Consider the following 17,701-nt stretch of genomic DNA (forward strand, 5'->3'; position numbering starts at 1 on the left):
CGTCGGGCTAGCATCGGTGTCGTGCACAAGGTTCCGGAGGCACTCAGCGGCGCCCGCGTGATCGACCCGGACCAGGTCTGCGACGCCGTGGCCGTGCTCGCCGACGGGGAGAAGGTGGCGGAGGCCGCCACGGTCCTCGACGTGCTGGGCGAGGCCAACCGGTTGTCGATCCTGCTCGCGCTGCAGCACGCCGGGGACCTCTGCGTCTCCGACCTGGCCGTCGCGGTCGGGATGAGCGACTCGGCGGTCTCGCACGCCCTGCGGCTGCTGCGTGCGCACGGCATGGTCACCGCGCACCGCCAGGGCAGACTGGTCCGCTACCGGCTCACCGACGGGCTGGCGCGCCGGGTGCTGGAGGTCGTCTCCGCGGCCGCGGTGTCGGTCGGCACGCTGCACGCGCACGGCGCCGAGGACGCGTCGTGACCCCGGCGATGATCGAGCAGGTCCGGGCGCCGGTCCCGGCCGAGAAGCTCGACCACGAGATCGACCGGCTGCTCGACGCGCTCGACACCGTCTACCGGGACGGCTGGTACCCCGAGCTCGAGGTCGTCCGGCCGTGGTCGGCCCACAACCCGCGCATCTCCGGTGAGTTCGCCCGGCCGAACGCGATCCGCCGCTACCTGCACCGCGAGCTGCGGGCCGTGGTGGCGGCCGGGGCGACGGTGACCGCCCGCGCCGCCCGCCCGGCGCGCGCGTTCACCGACCCGGAGTTCTTCGCCGCGCTCGACGAGGACCGCTTCGACCTGCGGGTGAAGAAGCTGTTCCTGTTCGGCCCCGAGCGGATGGCGCTCTCGCTGGACCGGCTCTCGCACTACACCGGCACGCCGGCCGAGTCGTTCCAGCGGCACGTGCTGTTCACGAACTACGCGATGCACGTCGAGTCGTTCCTGGAACGGTTCCCCGACGCCGAGCGCCCGGACCGCGACGGCGTGCAGATGCCCGCCTACCACCACGCCCGGTCCGACGGCGACGGCGTGTCCCTGGTCAACATCGGGGTCGGCCCGGCGAACGCGAAGACGGTCACCGACCACCTCGCGGTGCTCCGCCCGGACACCATGATCATGATCGGGCACTGCGGCGGCCTGCGGAACCGGCAGGAGCTGGGTGACTTCGTGCTGGCCACGGCCTACCAGCGGGCCGACCACGTGCTCGACGAGGTGCTGCCGGCCGACGTACCGGTGATCCCGAGCCTGCGGCTCAACGGCTACCTGATGGACGCGCTGGACCGGGCGGGGACCACCTACCGGCCGGGTGTCGTGCACACCACCGACAACCGGAACTGGGAGTTCAACCAGGCGGCCACGCTGCACCGGATGCGGCTCGCCCGTGCGGTCGCGGTGGACATGGAGTCCGCGACCATCGCCGCCAACGGGTTCCGCTACCGGATCCCGAACGCGACGCTGCTCTGCGTGTCGGACAAGCCGTTGCACGCCGAGCCGAAGCTGGCCGGGGGAGCGCGGGCGTTCTACGAGGCGAGCAAGCGCAAGCACCTCGGGATCGCGCTGGACGCCGTCGGGCGGGTGCGGGCCGAGCACCCCGAGGGGCTGCCCGGTTCCGAGGTCCGCTCGGCCGACGAGCCGTTGCTCGGCAACGGGCCCGACGGCAGCTGAACCGCCCGCACGGCCGGGCCCGAACCACCTCCGCGGGCCGGGCGCCCGCGCGCCGGGTGCCCGCAGGTGTCACCATGGAACAGGAGGTGGTCGCGTGTCGGAGCAGCGCCGCGAGGAATCCGTCCTCATCACGGACGCACAGATGTCCTACGAGGAGGAGCTGGCGATCCGCAAGCGCCGCTACAAGGTCACGATGGGCCTCCGGATCCCCTGCATGCTGCTGGCCGGGCTCTGCTACCAGATCCCGTGGCTCGCGGTGACCCTGCTGGCCATCTCGGTCCCGCTGCCCTGGATCGCGGTACTCATCGCCAACGACCGGCTCCCGCGCAAGGCGGAGACCCCGAACCGCTACCGGCACGCCCACCGGGAGATCGAGTCGCGCCCGCACCAGGTCATCGACCCGGGCGACGGGGACGAGCAGCGGACCGCGGACGACGCCCACGACGGGACCGGAACCGCCGGCCCGGGTGACCGGCCGGGCTGAGCCCGCCCGGCACGGCGCGGCGGTACGCCGGCCCACCGTGTGGTGCATCATGGGGACATGTCCACGACGACACTCCCCGAGGTCGACACGCGGCCGGAGGGCACCGAGAGCACCGGCGACGACACGCCGGACATGTTCCACTACGTCCAGAAGTCCAAGATCGCCGAGAGCGCGGTGCTGGGCAACATGGTGGTGGCACTGTGCGGTGAGACCTTCCCGGTCACCAAGTCCCCCAAGCCCGGATCCCCGGTCTGCCCGCAGTGCAAGGAGATCTTCGAGGGTCTTCCCAAGGGCGGCGACGACGACGCCTGAGCCGCCCGTGGCGATCCCCTCCGCCGTCGTCGCGCGGTGATCCACGGAATGTGACCGGGTACCGCTTGACCTCCCCCGATCGGGCGACATAAGTTTGTCCGTACATAAACGGATACTTCGCCGACGCCCGATCCCCGGGGCCGCAGCGTCGAGCGCCACGGCGTCCGAGCGGCGCCCGCTCGTCCGGTGCGTGCCCACCCCGTGATCCGGGGCCCCGTCGGTCACCAGGGCGACCCCGCCGACGCGGTCGCCCCTCCGATGTGGCGCGGCCGGCGGCCCGGCGTGCCGGTCCTGTGCAGGGTCGGCGGGTGTCGGTTCCGATCCCCGCCGCGCGCACTCGGAGTCCCGTGCTCAGGCGTCGCCGTACTTCGCGGCGTCGAGCCCGGGGCGGTGACCCGGGACGTACCCGGAGCCGGGACGGGCGGCCGCCGTGCCCGTCCCCGGGCGCGGTGGCCCGGTCCGCGCACCGGTGCCCCGTCCCGCGGGGCCCGGTGACGTGCGCCGGTCGCGTGGTGTCCACCGGGCGGGCCCCGCCTGCCCGGCCGGTGCACGACGACGGACGGGAGCCACCAGGATGAATCGTCGATGGGCGGACGAGCGTGTCGTACCGGGCCGGGCCGGGCGGAGCGCCCGGTACGGCCGCGCCTCCCCGGGGTGCCCGTGCCGCGACGACGTCCGGCTGCTCACGGCCGAGCTGGCCGGGGCCGACCGGGGGAACTGCCGGCTCAGCGGGCGGCGGCTGCGCTCACCCCTGCGGTCGCTGCGTGCCGTGTGGCTCGACGGGCTGCCCTGCTTCTCCACCTGAGCACCGGGTACCGGTCAGGAGCGCAGGAACGCGTCCACCGTGTCGGCGAAGGGCTGTGGGTTCAGGAGCAGCTCCAGGTGCCCTCCCGGGTAGCGGTGCACCCGCGAGCGGCGGATGCCGCGGTGCAGCAGGGTCGCGTTGCCCCGCGGGACGATCGGGTCGTCGTCACCGGCGATCACCAGCGTGTCGGCGGTGATCATCGGGAGCAGCGGCAGGCTCGTCCACCCGGACAGGGCCATGAGCTGGTAGTAGTAGCCGCGCATCGGACCGCGGCGGTGGCCGGCGCCGAGCGCCTCCGCCGCCCGCTCGGGGTGGTCGCGCAGGGTGCCGCCGTAGATCCGGGAGGCCACCGCGTCGACGTAGGCCGGGTCCTGGTGCCGGCGTGGCGAGGTCATCACCGCCAGCACCCGTGGCGACGCCGGGATCATCAGGGCCCCGGGCCCGGTCGCGGCGAGGACGAGCCTGCGGACCCGCCGCCGGCGGCTGATCGCGAGCTGCTGGGCGAGCATCCCGCCCCAGGAGAAACCCAGGACGTCGGCCTCGTACACGTCGAGCTTGGTCAGCACCTGGCCGAGCCGGTGGGCCAGCCAGGTCAGGTGGTAGGGCACCCTCGGCGACGGGGAGGCCCCGATGCCGGGCGGATCGAACCGGATCACGTCGAGATCCGCCGGCAGCGCGGCGACCAGCGGATCGAGGACGTCGGTGGCGGCCCCGATGCCGTTGCACAGCAGCAGCGGGGTGCGCCGGGCGCCGGGACCGCTCGCGGGGCGGCGCACGACCCGCAGGGTGCGGCCCCCGACGAGCACGTCGTGCTCCTCGAGTGCGGACCCGGCGGGCTGCGGCGGAGGGGTGGGCGTCACCGCCGCAGCGTAGGTCGTCACCGGCCCGCGCGCGGTGCGGACCGGCGGCGTCACACCGGGGCGGACGGCTCCGCACCGGCGCCCGGGGCGACGGTGTTCAGGTAGGTGCCGGGCGCCGGGAACAGCGGGGGCAGCCGACGGCCGCCGAGCTCCGGTGGCGCGTCCCGCAGCTCCCCGGACCGGACGGTCAGCCAGCCGGCGAGATCGTCCCACCAGGACCCCTCGATCCGTTCGGCGCCGGCGAGCCGGTCCTCCGGCGGGCCGGGGATGCCGGCCCGGAACGCCGAGGCGAGCTCCGGAGCGGCGACCAGCGCCCCGGCCCGGACGCCCGGGGCGACCACCAGCCGTCCGCACCGGTCGGGCAGCGGGTCCGCGGTACCGGCCGGGACGACCCGGTACTCGTCGTGGCCGCTGCCGGCGCCGGGTGCCCGGTCCGGCTCCGGCGCCGCGGGACGCGATGGTCCGGGGAGGCGGTCCGCGGCCCAGGCGCGGAGCGCCCGCTCGGCCCGGTGCCGCGGTGCGCCGTCCACCGGGCGGGGCAGCGCGTCCGGCCCGTCGTCCGCTGCCGGCCCGTCCGGAACCGCGGGGAGGTGGGCGACCGCGACGACCCGGTCGCCGTCCCCCGCCGCCACGAGGTCGTCGCGCAGGGCCGCCGCGACCCGGCCGCCGGTGTGCACGCCGAGCAGCGACACCCGTGGTTCGCGCGCGATCCGGGTGCAGGCCCGCACCGCCTCGGCGGCGACGGTGACCTGGCCGGCCGGGTCCGCCGGGCCGTCCGGGTGCCGGGAGACCGCGAAGACCTGCAGGCCCCTGGCGAGCAGGTGCTCGACCAGCGAGTACCCGGGGGCGAGGTCGGCGAGCCAGTACCGGTGCCGCAGCGGCGGGACGATCAGCACCGGCGCCGCGTGCACCCGCTCGGTGACCGGCAGGTACTGCAGCAGCTCGAACGACGGCGTGCGCAGGACGACCGCGCCCGGCGCCGCGGCGACGTCGCGGCCGCGGACCGGGCCGGCGCCGGCGTCGCGGGCCCCGGTGTCGAACGGGACCCCGGGGCCGTCGGCGCCCGGAGCGGTGAACACCCGTGCGGACGCCTCCCCGGCGGGGACCCGCCGGTGCCCGGGACCGTCGGTGGGCGGGGTGGGGGCACCGGCCGGGCCGCAGAGCAGCCCGGCCAGGCCCGCGAGGGTGTGCCGCAGGACCGCGGCGTCGGCCGCCGGCAGCGGATGGTCCGGTCCGGACGCGGCGTCGTCGAGGAGACCGGACAGCGCCCCGGCGGTGACGGCGAGCGCCCGTCCCGGTGCGTCCCGGCCGAACCCGACCCGGCCCAGCCCGGAGAGCCACGCGCCGCCCCTGCGGACCACGAGCAGCGGGCGCGCGGACAGTGCCACCGCGAGCCGCAGCCCGGCCGCGGGCAGGGCCGGCGACCCGCTCCCCGCGGTGCCGCCCGACGTGCCGTCCGTGGGTTCGCTCATCACCGCCCATCATCCCCGCGCCCGCGCGCCCGGACGCGTTCACCCCGCCGTCGGCCCGCCGTCACCCGGGCGGGGCAACCTGGCCGGGTGACCGGCTGCCGGCCGGTCGACCGACCCCTCCGCCCGAACCGGGAGCCCGATGAGCACCGTCACCGTCCCGCCCGCGGCAGCGTCCGGCGCGGGCGCCTTCCTGCACGAGTTCCTGCGCGACCCGTTGCGCACCGCGTCCTTCCTGCCCAGCTCCCCGGCGCTGGCCCGGGCCGCCACCGCCCCGGTGCCGCACACCGGGGACCCGGTGGTGGTGGAGCTGGGCGCCGGGACCGGGGCGCTCACCGGGGTGATCGCCGACCGGCTGGGCGGGCGCGGGCACCACATGGCCGTCGAGCTGAACCCGCGGCTGGCCGGGCTGCTGCAGCGCGCCCACCCGGACGTCGACGTCGTGGTGGCCGATGCGGCGCGACTGCCGGACCTGCTGGCCGAACGGAACATCGGCGCCGCGGACGTCGTCGTGTCCGGCCTGCCCTGGGCCGCCTACCCGGCCCGCGGGCCCCGGCTGACCGACGTGATCGCCGGTTCGCTGCACCCGGCCGGCGCGCTCACCCAGTTCGGGTACACCTGCACGAGGGCCCTGCCGCCGGCGCGGCGGCTGCGGAACCGGCTGGCGGAGGCGTTCGAGGAGGTGGTCGTCGGCCGCTCGGTGCTGGCGAACCTGCCGCCGGCGTTCGTCCTGACCGCCCGCCGGCCCCGGCAGGTGCCCTGACCTGTGCTCGGCCGGGCCGGTGCGCCCACCCGAGCCGGCGCGGTGGGCGCAGAGATATCCTGGCCGACGCCCCGCAGCCGGGTCGTCGACGACCGCGAGACGCCGCGGGGTCCTGCAGGTTCCCGCCCGGGAACGACCCACGGACCAGGGGAGACGTGTGTCGCAAGCCCAGCTCGTGTCGCCGGAGACCCGCCCGCTGCGCGCCTGGCAGCGCAGCGCCCTCGCCCGCTACCTGGCCACCGCACCGCGGGACTTCCTCGCGGTCGCGACGCCCGGCGCGGGCAAGACGACGTTCGCGCTGCGGGTCGCCGCGGAGCTGCTGCGCGACCGGGTGATCGACGCGGTGACGGTGGTCACGCCCACCGAGCACCTGAAGTACCAGTGGGCCGAGGCCGGGGTGGCCGCCGGGATCTCGATCGACCCGGAGTTCCGGAACTCCGCGGGCGGGACGTCCCGGGACTACCACGGCATCGCGATCACCTACGCCGGTGTCGCGGCGCACCCGATGCTGCACCGCAACCGCACCGAGAACCGGCGGATGCTGGTGATCCTGGACGAGATCCATCACGCCGGTGACGCGAAGAGCTGGGGCGACGGCGTCTACGAGGCGTTCGAGCCCGCCGTCCGGCGGCTGGCGCTCACCGGTACCCCGTTCCGGTCCGACGACAGCCCGATCCCGTTCGTGGAGTACGTCCCGGACGGTGAGGGCGCTCCGCGTTCGCGGGCCGACCACCTGTACGGCTACGGCGAGGCGCTCGCCGACAACGTCGTGCGGCCGGTCGTGTTCCTGGCCTACTCCGGCGTCTCGAACTGGCGGACCAGCGCCGGTGAGGAGATCTCGGCCCGGCTCGGCGAGCCGCTGACCCGCGAGCAGACCGCGATGGCCTGGCGGACCGCGCTCGACCCGGGCGGCGACTGGGTACCGGCGGTGCTGGCGGCGGCCGACCGGCGGCTGCAGAGCCACCGTGACGGCGGGATGCCCGACGCCGGCGGGCTGGTCATCGCCTCGGACCAGACCACGGCGCGCTCCTACGCCGCGATCCTGCGCCGGATCACCGGTGACCAGCCCGCGGTGGTGCTCTCCGACGAGGCGGGCGCCTCCGAGCGGATCGGCGAGTTCGCCCGCTCGACGGAGCGGTGGATGGTCGCGGTGCGGATGGTGTCCGAGGGCGTCGACGTGCCGCGGCTGGCGGTCGGGGTGTACGCGACGTCGGCGTCGACCCCGCTGTTCTTCGCCCAGGCCATCGGCCGGTTCGTCCGGTCGCGGCGGCCGGGGGAGACGGCGTCGGTGTTCGTCCCCAGCGTGCCGGTGCTGCTCGGCCTGGCCAGCGAGCTGGAGGCGCAGCGCGACCACGTCCTCGGCAAGCCGCAGCGCCCGGAGGAGGTCTGGAACGACGCGGAGCTCAACGCCGCGAACCGGACCGAGGACGAGCCGGGGGAGCAGGAGAAGGCGTTCACCTCGCTGGGCGCCGACGCCGAGCTGGACCAGCTGATCTACGAGGGCACCACGTACTCCGCCGACGAGGAGGACTACCTGGGGCTGCCCGGGCTGCTCGAGCCGGACCAGGTGCGGACGCTGCTGTCCAAGCGGCAGGCGGACTGGATCGCGAAGGGGTCCCCGCGCACCGGCGCCCAGGCCAGGGCGACGCCGGCGACCGAGCCGACCCCGCCCCCGCCGTCCGAGCGGGGGCCGGTCAGCGTCCGGGAGCGGTTGCAGACGCTGCGCAAGGAGCTGAACACCCTGGTGGCGCTGCACAACCACAAGACCCGCAAGCCGCACGGCGCAATCCACAACGACCTGCGCAAGTCGTGCGGGGGCCCGCCGGTGGCGATGGCGACGATCGAGCAGCTCGAGGAACGGATCGCGACCCTGCGTTCCTGGCGCTGAGCGGCTCCGTGCGGGCCGCGCGGGCGGTCAGCGGCGTGGTGGCTCCCCGGCGGGGCCGGCGACCGGCAGCGCGTCGGGTACGGGCTCGTCGCCGTCCTTGGACCGCAGGGCGACGGCGGCGACCACGAGCAGGATGCCGACGGCCTCCAGCGCCCCGGGCAGCTGCGCGAGCAGCACCAGGCCGACGATGGTCGCCGTCGCGGGGAGCAGGGCCAGCAGCACGGCGAACCGGGCCTGGCCGACCCGGCGCAGCACGACCTGGTCGAGCACGTAGGGCACGACCGAGGAGAGCACACCCAGCCCGACGGACAGGGCGATCACCCCCGGATCGGCGAGCGGTGCGAGGTTCGCGAGCGCGAACGCCGCCGGCGCGTCCGGCCCGCCGAGCAGCAGCAGCGGGAGCAGCACGACGGCGGCGACGGTGAACCCGGTGGCCAGGTCGTCGATCCCGCTGCCCGCGCTGGCGACCCGCTTGCCCAGCAGGACGTAGGCGGCCCACATCGCGGCCGCCCCCAGCGCCCACAGGACGCCCTCCGGGCTGCCGGCCCAGCGGACGTCGGCGATCAGCAGGACACCGAGCGCGGCCAGCCCGACGGCCCCGAAGTCCCGGAACCGGCGGGACGCCACGGCGGCGACGAGCACCGGGCCGACGAACTCGATGGCCACGGTGGTGCCCAGCGGCAGGCGGGCGATCGCCTCGTAGTACGCGACGTTCATCAGGGCCGTGGCCAGTCCGAACAGCGCTGCCCGGGCCAGCCGGACGCCGCGCCACGCGGCCCGACCGGGGCGGTGCCACGCGAGCAGCACCAGGACCGCGCCGATCAGCCGCAGCTCGGCGACCGCGGCCGGTGCCACACGGTCGAACAGGCCGACGGCGAGTGCTGCGCCGACGTACATGGAGATGCCGCCGGCGAGGAAGAGCAGCGGAGCGGGGAGACGGGCACCGATCGAGCGAGCAGCCACACCCACACGGTAGGGGACACCGTGACCGGCGCCCGGCGCGGCGACACTCCGTGTTTACCGTAGCGTGCTTGCATGACCGGAGCGTGGCCCGCATGATTCACACGCAGTCAACTTCATACGCAATCTGTCACCGCGGGTACATCGCGGCGTCATCGGCCCGGCCGGAGAGATCCGGACGTGACGATCGTCGCGACGCACCCCGGGAACACGTGCAGGGGCTTCGAGCGTCTGTTTAGGTGTGGGCGACCCGCCATGCGGGGTCGTCACGGTGATACGGCGGAGGGGCCGCCAGAGGCCCCCTCGCCGCGACGGAGGGAGACCGCTATGCAGCCCGAAACGCTGACCCGGCCCGAACTGACCCTCGCCGACCGCTGCGACCGTTGCGGTGCGGCGGCGAAGGTGCGCGCGATCCTGCCCTCCGGTGGGGAGCTCCTCTTCTGCAACCACCACGGGCGTGCCCACGCCGAGAAGCTGCGCGCGTCCGGCGTGGAGGTGCAGGGAGGCGAGTGAGGCCCGGCCCGAACTGACCAGGCGCCGAACGAGAGGGGCGGGGATCCGGACCGGATCCCCGCCCCTCTCGCGTCGTGCGGTGCGGGCTCAGGCGTCGACGGCCCGGACCAGCCCGTCGGTCGCGCGCGTTCCCGGCCGGGGGAGCCGGTAGGCGGGCCGCGGCGGCTCCGGTGCCAGCGGGGTGGCGCCGAGCACGAGATCGGCGGCGCGCTCCGCGACCATGATGACCGGTGCGTAGGTGTTGGAGTTCGGGACGTCGGGGAACACCGAGGCGTCCACGACCCGCAGCCCGGCCATCCCGTGCACCCGCATCGTGGCGGGATCGACGACGGCGCCCTGGTCGGTGCCCATGCGCGCGGTGCTCGTCGGGTGCAGGCCGTTCTGTGCCCGCCGCGACACCCACTCGAGGACCTGCTCGTCGGTGCGCACCCCGGGACCGGGGAAGGTCTCCCCGCCGTCGAGCCCGGCGAACGCGGGCTGGGTCAGGATCTCCCTGGCGAGCCCGATCGCCTCGGTCCAGCGCCTGCGGTCGCTCCCGGAGGCCAGGTAGTTCATCCGCAGCCGGGGCGGCACGGCGATGTCGCGGGACACGGCCTGCACGGTGCCCCGGGCCTCCGACCGCATCACGCTGACGTGCATCTCGAACCCGTGCCCGGCCGGTCGCACGTCCGGTGCGAACCGCATGGCGACCGGGGCGAACAGCATCATGACGTCCGGGATGCCCGCGGCCTGCGAGGTCGAGCCGAAGCCGCCGATCTCGAAGTGGTTGCTGGCGCCGATCCCGGTCCCCGAGACCAGCCAGCGCGCGGCGGCACCGGGCAGCCGGTGCACCCGCCGGTGGGTGGACAGCGAGACCGGGCGCAGGCAGGAGTGCTGCAGGTGGATCGCCAGGTGGTCCTGCAGGTTCGCACCCACACCCGGCAGCTCGGCCCGGACCTCGACGCCCAGCGACGCGAGGTGCGCGGGGTCACCGATCCCGGAGACCTGCAGCAGCTGCGGCGTGGCGATCGCGCCGGCGCACAGGATGGTCTCGCCGGCGTCGACGTCGTGGGTGAGGCCGTCCGCCGACCGGTACCGGACGCCGGTCACCCGGGTGCCGCGGGCGTCGTAGCGCAGCTCGCGGACCGCCACCCCGGTGCGCACGCGCAGGTTCGGCCGCGACGCCGAGACCGGGTGCAGGTAGGCGTCGGTCGCCGAGTAGCGGCGGCCGCGGAAGATGGTCCGCTCGGTCCGGGAGAAACCCTCCTGGCGCCGGCCGTTGGTGCTGTCGAGCACCGCGTGGCCGGCCTGGCCCGCGGCGATCAGGAACGCGTCGTTCAGCGTGCCGACGGCGGGTGCCCGCTCCAGCAGCTGCGGGCCGGCCCCGTCGGCGTCGAGCGCGATGCGGTGCTCGGACAGCCGCCGCTCGAGCCGCCGGAAGTAGGGCAGGGTGTGCGCCGAGCTCCACTCCGACAGACCGGGGCCCTCGGCCCACCGGTCGTAGTCGCCGGGGTTGCCGCGCTGGTAGACCATCCCGTTGATGCTGCTGCTGCCGCCCAGGACCTTCCCGCGCGGCACGGCGATGCGCCGGCCGTCGAGGCCCTGCTCGGGCTCGGTCGAGTAGCACCAGTCGTAGCGGGGGTTGCCCCAGGCGTGCGACAGGGCGGCCGGCATCCGGATCACCGGGTCCCAGCGGTGGTCGGGCTGCCCGGCCTCCAGGACCAGCACCGAGCGGGCCGGGTCCGCGCTGAGCCGGTTGGCCAGCACCGCACCGGCGGAGCCTCCGCCGACGATGACGACGTCGTACCGCGCCATCCCTTTCCTCCAGTTTCCGGCCGGACGCCGGTATTGACCCGTTCGAGGGAGCAACCCCCCTTGCGTCGACCCACGGTACGCGCTGACCACCGACGGGTGACGCGGGACCCGTAGGCTCGGTCCCGTGACGAGGAGGCCGGTCGATCATAACGCCGGGGTACGCGGGACCCGCGTGCCCCGCACGGTGGACGTGGACGCCGCCCTGGCTGCGCTCGGTGCCCAGATCGAGGCCTCGATCACCGATCTGGAGTCCGCCCGGGAGCGGGTCCGCGAGCTCCAGCAGATGCGCGAGGACGGTCTGACCTGGCAGGAGATCGTGCCGCGGGAGAAGCGTCCCCTGATCGTGGAGACGATCACCCGTGCGCTGGACGGTCTCGGCGCCGTCGGCGGCCGCTTCCGCCGGGAGGAGGCGGTGGCACTGCACGCCGAGGGCGAGACGATCTCCGGCATCGGCAGGCTGTTCGGCGTGAGCAGGCAACGCGTGTCCGCATACCTGCAGGAACACCAGCAGCTGGAGGCGGACGCCCGCTAGCCCGTCCGGCGGATGTGAGGGCTCGCACAGGTGGTGTGCGTCGCAGGCGGCCGCCGGGGCTCAGCCGGGGCGGCGGTGCCGGGGGCGGCGCTGGGCGGGCACCCGGGGTCCGGCGGGGCGCTCGTCGCGGGGGGCGGGGACCCGCGGCGCGGGCAGCGGCGGGATCCGGGCCGACCCGAACGGGCGTCGCGGCAGGGGCATCGTGGGATCGGCCGGGCACGGGTCCCCGCCCTGCGGCGCAGCGGCACCGTCGCCCCGTGGGGCAGCGGCACCGCCCCGCGGCGGGCCGGATCCCTCCGCCGCCCGGTCGGTCCGTTCCGCGGCGTCGGCCAGCCGGGCCATCTCCCGGACGTCGGCGATCCGGGCGGCCAGCGCCGTCACCACCGGGCGCAGCGCGTCGGCCAGCTCCGGCGGCAGCGGGCCGGCCGGGGCGCCCCGGCCGAACACCTGCAGCGTCCCGGCGACCCGCCCGGCGACCGGGACCGGGACGGTCAGCGACCGCCGCAGCCCGCAGGCCGTCGCCGTGGCGGCGAGTGCCGGGGGTGCGCAGCGGGCGAGATCGGGGGTGCGGACCACGCGGTCGTCGCGCTCGGCGTCCGGACCGGGGCCGGATCCCGCCCGGCGCTGCAGCGTGCCCAGATGGACGGCGGCGGTGTCGGAGCCGAACACCCGTCGTTCCTCGGGGTCGCGCGGATCGGCCGGTTCGCGCAGCGACAGCACCGCTCCACCGACGCGGGCGGCGGGCACGAGCGCGACGCAGATCCCGGACAGCATCGCGGCCACGTCGACGTTCGCCACCGACGTCGCACCGGCCTGCAGGGCCACCCGCACGAGCGCGGCGGTGGGATCGGGCGTCATCTCCTCGTCCCCTCCCTGCCGCGCCTGCGCAGCGTCGCCCGTTCGCCGCACGAGGATAACGATCAGGTCGCGAACCGGCACCCCGGCGGCGCACCGACGACCACGGACGGGTGACCGGCACCCGTCCGGCGCCGCCGCGTACGGTGGTCGGCGTACCGCGGGAGCCCGCGCACCGAGGCTGAGAGGGCGGCAGGACCGGCCGCCGACCGTTCGAACCTGATCCGGTTGAGACCGGCGTAGGGAGGCCTCCCGTGTCGGCACGTGCCCGGCCCGTCGTCCTGCTGCTCGCACTCGTGCTCGCGCTGTCCGGCTGCAGCGCCGGAGGATCCGGCGGGGACCAGCCGATCCGCGTCGCGCTGGACTGGACCCCCAACACCAACCACATCGGGCTGTTCGCCGCCCAGCAGGCCGGCTACTTCCGCGACGCCGGGATCGACGTCGAGTTCCTGCCGTACAACCAGACCTCGCCGGACACCCTGGTCGGCAGCGGGGCCGCGGACTTCGGGATCAGCTTCCAGAGCTCGTTCACCTTCTCCAGGGCGGCCGGGGCCGACATCACGTCGGTGATGGCGGTGCTGCAGCACTGGGCCACCGAGATCGCGGTGCGCGCCGACCGGGACGACATCCGGTCACCGCGCGACCTCGACGGGAAGGTCTACGCCGGGTTCGGCGAGCCGGGCGAGGTGCAGAAGATGCAGGCCGTGATCCGCAACGACGGCGGCCGCGGCGACATCCGGACCGAGGTGCTCAACAGCGCGGCCTACGAGGCGCTCTACGCCGGTCAGGCCGACTTCACCGAGCCGTTCGTCAACGTCGAGGGCATCGAGGCCCGGCTGCGCGGCGAGCCGCTGAAGACCTTCCGCTACACCGACTACGGCTTCCCCGACTCCTACAACGTGCTGCTGACCGGCAACTCGACCTGGCTGGGCCAGAACCCGGACCGGGCGCGGGCGTTCGTGCAGGCCGTCCAGCGCGGCTACGCGCTCGCGGCGCAGGACCCGGCGGGCGCGGCGCGGATGCTGTCCGAGGCGAACCCGGGTGCGTTCACCGACACCCGGCTCCTCGACGAGGGGGCCGCGATGCTCGCCCGCGACCACCTGCGCGACGACCGGGGCCGGGTCGGGTTCCAGACGCCCGAGCGCTGGGCCGGGTTCTCCGGCTTCCTCTACGACACCGGGACCGTCGCCGGGCCGGACGGTGCGCCGGTCCGGGAGAAGCCGGACTTCGGCACCTGGTTCACCAACGAGTACCTGGCGCCGTGACCCGGCGGCTCGCCCCCGCGGCCCTGGTCGTGGTCGCGCTGCTGGTGCTCTGGCAGGCCGCGGTGACGGTCTCCGGCGTCCGCCCGCAGGTGCTGCCCTCGCCGCTGCGGGTCGTCGAGCAGGGCTGGGCGTTCCGCGGGGTGCTGTGGGAGAACACGCTGCCGACCGTCGCGGTGACCGTCGTCGGGTTCACGGTGTCCCTCGTCGTCGCGTGGGCCCTCGCCGTCGCCGTCGACTTCTCCTCGTGGCTGCGCCGGGCGCTGACCCCGCTGCTGGTGGCCTCGCAGACGCTGCCGGTGGTCGCGATCGCCCCGCTGCTGATCATCTGGTTCGGGTTCGGGTTGCTGCCGAAGGTGCTGGTGATCGCGCTGGTCACGTTCTTCCCGATCGCCGTCGGGCTGATCGAGGGCTTCGCCGCGACCGACCGGTCGGCCACGGCGCTGCTGCGGTCGATGGGCGCGAGCCGCTGGCAGCGGTTCCGCTACGTGCGGCTGCCCGGGGCGATGCCGTCGTTCTTCACGGCGCTGCGGATCGCGATCACCTACGCGGTCACCGGGGCGATCTTCGCCGAGTACGTCGGTGCCCGGGCCGGTCTGGGCATCTTCATGCAGCTGCAGAAGAACCAGTTCCGGACCGACCTGGTGCTGGCCGCGGTCGCGGTGACGGCGGTGCTGTCGGTCGCCCTGTTCGGCCTGACGTTCCTGGTGCAGCGCCTGGTCACCCCCTGGTACCGGGGTGATCACCGGTGAAGGTGTCGGTGCGGGACCTGTCGGTGTCCTACGGTGATCTGCCCGTGCTGTCGGGGCTGTCGCTCGACGTCGCGGCGGGGGAGTTCGTCTCGGTGCTCGGCCCGTCCGGGTGCGGCAAGTCGACGCTGTTCGGGGCGCTGGCCGGGATCCTGGACGGCGCATCGGCCGCCGGGTCCGTCCAGGTGGACGGCGGCCCGGTGCGCGGCGCGCCGTTCGGGCTGATGCCGCAGCAGGACCTGCTGTTCCCGTGGCGGACGGTGCTGGACAACACCACCCTCGGCCTGGAGGTCGCCGGGGTGGGCCGGCGGGAGGCCCGGGAGCGGGCCAGGGCGCTGTTCGCCCCGTTCGGGCTGGACGGCTTCGAGGGGGCGCGCCCGGCCGAGCTGTCCGGCGGGATGCGGCAGCGGGCCGCGCTGCTCCGCACGGTCGTCGGCGGGCGGGAGGTGCTGCTGCTCGACGAGCCGTTCGGTGCGCTGGACGCGCTGACCCGCACCGGGATGCAGGAGTGGCTGGAGACGGTCCGGGCCCGCTACGGCTGGACGACGCTGCTGATCACGCACGACGTCCGGGAGGCCGCGTTCCTGTCCGACCGGGTGCTCGTGCTGTCCGCGCGGCCGGCGACGGTGCTGCGTGAGATCGCGGTGGACCTGCCGCGGCCGCGGACCCGCGAGATGCTCACGGACCCGCGGCTGGCCGCGGTCGAGGCGGAGCTGCTGGCGACGCTGCGCGGCTGAGGACGGCACCGCCGTCGGCGGTTGAGGACGGCCCGGGGCTGCGGGGTCAGCCGTCCCGGCGCAGCACCAGCACGTGGTCGACGACCTCGGCGGTCTGCCCGCCGGGACCGGTCGCCGTCCGGGTCGGCCGGTCGGCGCGCACCACGGTCACCGGCGCCGGCCCGATCCCGGCGAACACCTCCTCCGGGGTGGGGAAGTGGGTGTCCGGGTCCTGGTTCCAGGACCAGGGCGCCGTCGACCCGTGGTCGACCAGCAGGAGCAGGCCGCCGGGGCGCAGCGCCTCGACCGCCGTCCGCAGTACCCGGTCCCGGGGCAGCTCGAACGGGGTCTGGAAGTACATCGCCGACACCAGGTCGAAGCGACCGGCCGGGAACGTCGCCGCCAGGTCGTGCCGTTCGGCCCGCACCCGGTCGGTGAGCCCGGCCGTGACCGCCCGGGCCGCGAGCGCGTCGGTCGCGGCCCCGGCGATGTCGACGGCGGTGACCCGCCAGCCGCGCTCGGCCAGCCACAGCGTGTCCCCGCCCGGTCCGCAGCCGAGGTCGAGGGCGTCGCCGGGGGCCAGGCCGGCGGCCAGCTCCGCCAGCCGGGGATTGACCCGCGGCACCGCGCCGGGGTCGCGGCCGGTGTAGACCGCCTCCCAGAAGGCGGCGGGATCGTCGTGGTCGGGTGGTGTGCTCATGGGGTTCCCCTCTCGTCGGTTCCCGCGATCCTGCCGAGCCCGGGCGTCGGACGGCAATTTTCGTTGCTGTTCCGGCAAGTCCGGTCGACCCACCTCCACAACAAACCTCCGATGCCGTTACCGAATCGTCATCACTCTGGGGAACTGTTTCGATTCAGGCGACTGTCGGACATGGCATACGGCGAATACGTTGGCGGTCGCAACATTCACTCGGTCGTGCGACACGGCGGGTGATCCACAACGCGGTGGAGGAGAAGGCGTCGATGAAGATGCGGGAAGCGGGGCGTCGTCCCCGGCTGCGGCGGGCGTTCGCGGCGGCGGGCCTCGGTCTGCTGCTCGCGGTCGCGGGATGCGGCCAGAACAGCGCCGGCGGCGACCAGGAGGCCCCGGCGGGTGACGCCGGCGGCGCGGGCGGGCTCAAGGTCGGGGTGATCCTCCCCGAGACCGACACGTCGGCCCGCTGGGAGGGCTTCGACAAGCCCATGCTGGACAAGGCGCTGCGGGCCCAGGGGCTCGATCCGGACATCCAGAACGCCCAGGGGGACGAGCAGAAGTTCTCCACGCTGGCCGACGGGATGATCTCCAGCGGGGTCAAGGTCATGATCATCGCCTCGATCAGCGGCGACGGCGGCAACGCCGTCGCGGAGAAGGCCAAGGCGCAGGGGATCCCGGTCATCGACTACGACCGGCTCAACCTGGGCGGGGTCAGCGACTACTACGTCTCGTTCGACAACGAGAAGGTCGGCGAGCTGCAGGGCCAGGGCCTGATCCAGGGCGTCGGCGCCAAGCCGGGCGCGCAGATCATCCAGATCGAGGGCGCACCGACCGACAACAACGCCACCCTCTACACCCAGGGCCAGCTCAAGGCGCTGCAGCCGAAGTACGACTCCGGCGAGTACAAGCTGGTCCAGAACCAGCCGATCGACAAGTGGGACAACCAGGTCGCCGGGACCACGTTCGAGCAGATCCTGACCGGCAACGGCGGCAAGGTCGACGGCGTGGCCGTCGCCAACGACGGCATGGCCGGATCGGTCGTCACGGTGCTCGCGAAGTACGGCCTCAACGGCAAGGTCCCGGTCACCGGCCAGGACGCCACCGCCGACGGTCTCGCCGCGATCCTGCGCGGCGACCAGTACATGACGGTGTTCAAGCCGATCCAGGAGGAGGCCGACGCGGCGGCGAAGCTGGCCGGAGCGCTGGCGAAGGGTGACACCGCGGGTGCCGACGCCGTCGCCACCCAGACGGTGAACGACCCGGACGGCAACCGGGACGTGAAGTCCGTGCTGCTCGAGCCGCAGCTGATCACCAAGGACAACGTCAAGACGGTCACCGACGCCGGTTACATCAAGGCCGCCGACATCTGCACCGGCGCGAACGCGCAGGCCTGCGGCCAGCTCGGCATCCAGTAACCCGCACCCGACCACCGGGC

General features: G+C 74.8%; 19 protein-coding genes. 13 read left to right on the plus strand and 6 right to left on the minus strand.

Features of this window, described 5'->3' with window-relative positions; translation table 11 throughout:
• The first annotated feature begins 21 nt into the window (after positions 1 to 21).
• The 5 genes from AFB00_RS22935 to AFB00_RS22955 all read left to right on the plus strand — a co-directional run bounded on the left by AFB00_RS22935 (position 22) and on the right by AFB00_RS22955 (position 3,211).
• Positions 22 to 423, plus strand: coding sequence for an ArsR/SmtB family transcription factor (locus AFB00_RS22935; protein ID WP_068798908.1), 402 nt, complete (start codon positions 22 to 24; stop codon positions 421 to 423).
• Entirely contained in the window at positions 420 to 1,610 is a 1,191-nt protein-coding gene (locus AFB00_RS22940; protein WP_083275765.1) for an AMP nucleosidase, read from the plus strand. The genes AFB00_RS22935 and AFB00_RS22940 overlap by 4 nt, the downstream gene beginning before the upstream one ends.
• Before the next feature lie 94 nt (positions 1,611 to 1,704).
• The gene (locus AFB00_RS22945; RefSeq protein ID WP_068798909.1) at positions 1,705 to 2,094 is read left to right on the plus strand and encodes a DUF3099 domain-containing protein; all 390 of its coding nucleotides are present in this window, start codon (positions 1,705 to 1,707) and stop codon (positions 2,092 to 2,094) included.
• Positions 2,095 to 2,151: 57 nt separating this feature from the next.
• On the plus strand, positions 2,152 to 2,406 hold the full coding sequence (locus tag AFB00_RS22950) for a DUF3039 domain-containing protein (RefSeq protein WP_068798910.1): 255 nt from the start codon (positions 2,152 to 2,154) through the stop codon (positions 2,404 to 2,406).
• A gap of 574 nt (positions 2,407 to 2,980) precedes the next feature.
• The gene (locus AFB00_RS22955) at positions 2,981 to 3,211 is read left to right on the plus strand and encodes a hypothetical protein (protein WP_068798911.1); all 231 of its coding nucleotides are present in this window, start codon (positions 2,981 to 2,983) and stop codon (positions 3,209 to 3,211) included.
• Positions 3,212 to 3,225: 14 nt separating this feature from the next.
• Here the strand turns inward: AFB00_RS22955 and AFB00_RS22960 are convergent, their stop codons facing one another.
• Together AFB00_RS22960 and AFB00_RS34235 are read right to left on the minus strand one after the other, a co-directional pair.
• Positions 3,226 to 4,071 (minus strand): alpha/beta fold hydrolase, encoded by an 846-nt coding sequence (locus AFB00_RS22960; RefSeq protein WP_231974041.1) that lies wholly within the window; start codon positions 4,069 to 4,071, stop codon positions 3,226 to 3,228.
• Positions 4,072 to 4,121: 50 nt separating this feature from the next.
• Positions 4,122 to 5,543, minus strand: a complete 1,422-nt coding sequence (locus AFB00_RS34235; protein WP_068798912.1) for an alpha/beta hydrolase — start codon at positions 5,541 to 5,543, stop codon at positions 4,122 to 4,124.
• A gap of 139 nt (positions 5,544 to 5,682) precedes the next feature.
• Between AFB00_RS34235 and AFB00_RS22970 the strand changes: the two genes are divergently transcribed.
• Together AFB00_RS22970 and AFB00_RS22975 are read left to right on the plus strand one after the other, a co-directional pair.
• A complete protein-coding gene (locus AFB00_RS22970; protein ID WP_068798913.1) occupies positions 5,683 to 6,303 on the plus strand; it encodes a class I SAM-dependent methyltransferase in 621 nt (206 codons plus the stop codon).
• Between the two features lie 157 nt (positions 6,304 to 6,460).
• The gene (locus tag AFB00_RS22975) at positions 6,461 to 8,191 is read left to right on the plus strand and encodes a DEAD/DEAH box helicase (protein ID WP_068798914.1); all 1,731 of its coding nucleotides are present in this window, start codon (positions 6,461 to 6,463) and stop codon (positions 8,189 to 8,191) included.
• Between the two features lie 27 nt (positions 8,192 to 8,218).
• Here the strand turns inward: AFB00_RS22975 and AFB00_RS22980 are convergent, their stop codons facing one another.
• Positions 8,219 to 9,088 carry an EamA family transporter gene (locus AFB00_RS22980; protein ID WP_197519979.1) on the minus strand — a complete coding sequence of 290 codons (870 nt, stop codon included), beginning with the start codon at positions 9,086 to 9,088 and terminating at the stop codon, positions 8,219 to 8,221.
• A gap of 390 nt (positions 9,089 to 9,478) precedes the next feature.
• Between AFB00_RS22980 and AFB00_RS22985 the strand changes: the two genes are divergently transcribed.
• The gene (locus AFB00_RS22985) at positions 9,479 to 9,664 is read left to right on the plus strand and encodes a DUF7455 domain-containing protein (RefSeq protein WP_068798916.1); all 186 of its coding nucleotides are present in this window, start codon (positions 9,479 to 9,481) and stop codon (positions 9,662 to 9,664) included.
• Between the two features lie 87 nt (positions 9,665 to 9,751).
• Here AFB00_RS22985 and AFB00_RS22990 read toward each other — a convergent pair whose 3' ends face one another.
• Positions 9,752 to 11,458, minus strand: coding sequence for a choline dehydrogenase (locus tag AFB00_RS22990; protein WP_068798917.1), 1,707 nt, complete (start codon positions 11,456 to 11,458; stop codon positions 9,752 to 9,754).
• 124 nt (positions 11,459 to 11,582) lie between these two features.
• On the opposite strand from AFB00_RS22990, the gene AFB00_RS22995 reads away from it, so the two are divergent.
• Positions 11,583 to 11,990: a helix-turn-helix domain-containing protein gene (locus AFB00_RS22995; RefSeq protein WP_156819687.1), complete on the plus strand. Its 408-nt coding sequence runs from the start codon at positions 11,583 to 11,585 to the stop codon at positions 11,988 to 11,990.
• Positions 11,991 to 12,050: 60 nt separating this feature from the next.
• On the opposite strand, the gene AFB00_RS23000 is transcribed toward AFB00_RS22995, so the two are convergent.
• Positions 12,051 to 12,848: a hypothetical protein gene (locus AFB00_RS23000; RefSeq protein WP_068798919.1), complete on the minus strand. Its 798-nt coding sequence runs from the start codon at positions 12,846 to 12,848 to the stop codon at positions 12,051 to 12,053.
• A gap of 251 nt (positions 12,849 to 13,099) precedes the next feature.
• On the opposite strand from AFB00_RS23000, the gene AFB00_RS23005 reads away from it, so the two are divergent.
• From AFB00_RS23005 to AFB00_RS23015, 3 genes are read left to right on the plus strand one after another with little or no spacing between them, the layout of a single operon-like run.
• Positions 13,100 to 14,110 carry an ABC transporter substrate-binding protein gene (locus tag AFB00_RS23005; RefSeq protein ID WP_068798920.1) on the plus strand — a complete coding sequence of 337 codons (1,011 nt, stop codon included), beginning with the start codon at positions 13,100 to 13,102 and terminating at the stop codon, positions 14,108 to 14,110.
• Positions 14,107 to 14,859 carry an ABC transporter permease gene (locus AFB00_RS23010; protein ID WP_068798921.1) on the plus strand — a complete coding sequence of 251 codons (753 nt, stop codon included), beginning with the start codon at positions 14,107 to 14,109 and terminating at the stop codon, positions 14,857 to 14,859. Before AFB00_RS23005 ends, AFB00_RS23010 begins: the two co-directional genes overlap by 4 nt.
• Complete coding sequence (locus AFB00_RS23015) at positions 14,856 to 15,593, plus strand: ABC transporter ATP-binding protein (RefSeq protein WP_068798922.1); 738 nt, start codon at positions 14,856 to 14,858, stop codon at positions 15,591 to 15,593. Before AFB00_RS23010 ends, AFB00_RS23015 begins: the two co-directional genes overlap by 4 nt.
• A gap of 46 nt (positions 15,594 to 15,639) precedes the next feature.
• Here AFB00_RS23015 and AFB00_RS23020 read toward each other — a convergent pair whose 3' ends face one another.
• Positions 15,640 to 16,272, minus strand: a complete 633-nt coding sequence (locus AFB00_RS23020) for an SAM-dependent methyltransferase (RefSeq protein ID WP_068798923.1) — start codon at positions 16,270 to 16,272, stop codon at positions 15,640 to 15,642.
• 263 nt (positions 16,273 to 16,535) lie between these two features.
• On the opposite strand from AFB00_RS23020, the gene AFB00_RS23025 reads away from it, so the two are divergent.
• Complete coding sequence (locus tag AFB00_RS23025) at positions 16,536 to 17,681, plus strand: sugar ABC transporter substrate-binding protein (RefSeq protein WP_197519980.1); 1,146 nt, start codon at positions 16,536 to 16,538, stop codon at positions 17,679 to 17,681.
• Positions 17,682 to 17,701: the final 20 nt, after the last annotated feature.

The organism is Pseudonocardia sp. HH130630-07, assembly GCF_001698125.1.
Taxonomy (GTDB): domain Bacteria; phylum Actinomycetota; class Actinomycetes; order Mycobacteriales; family Pseudonocardiaceae; genus Pseudonocardia.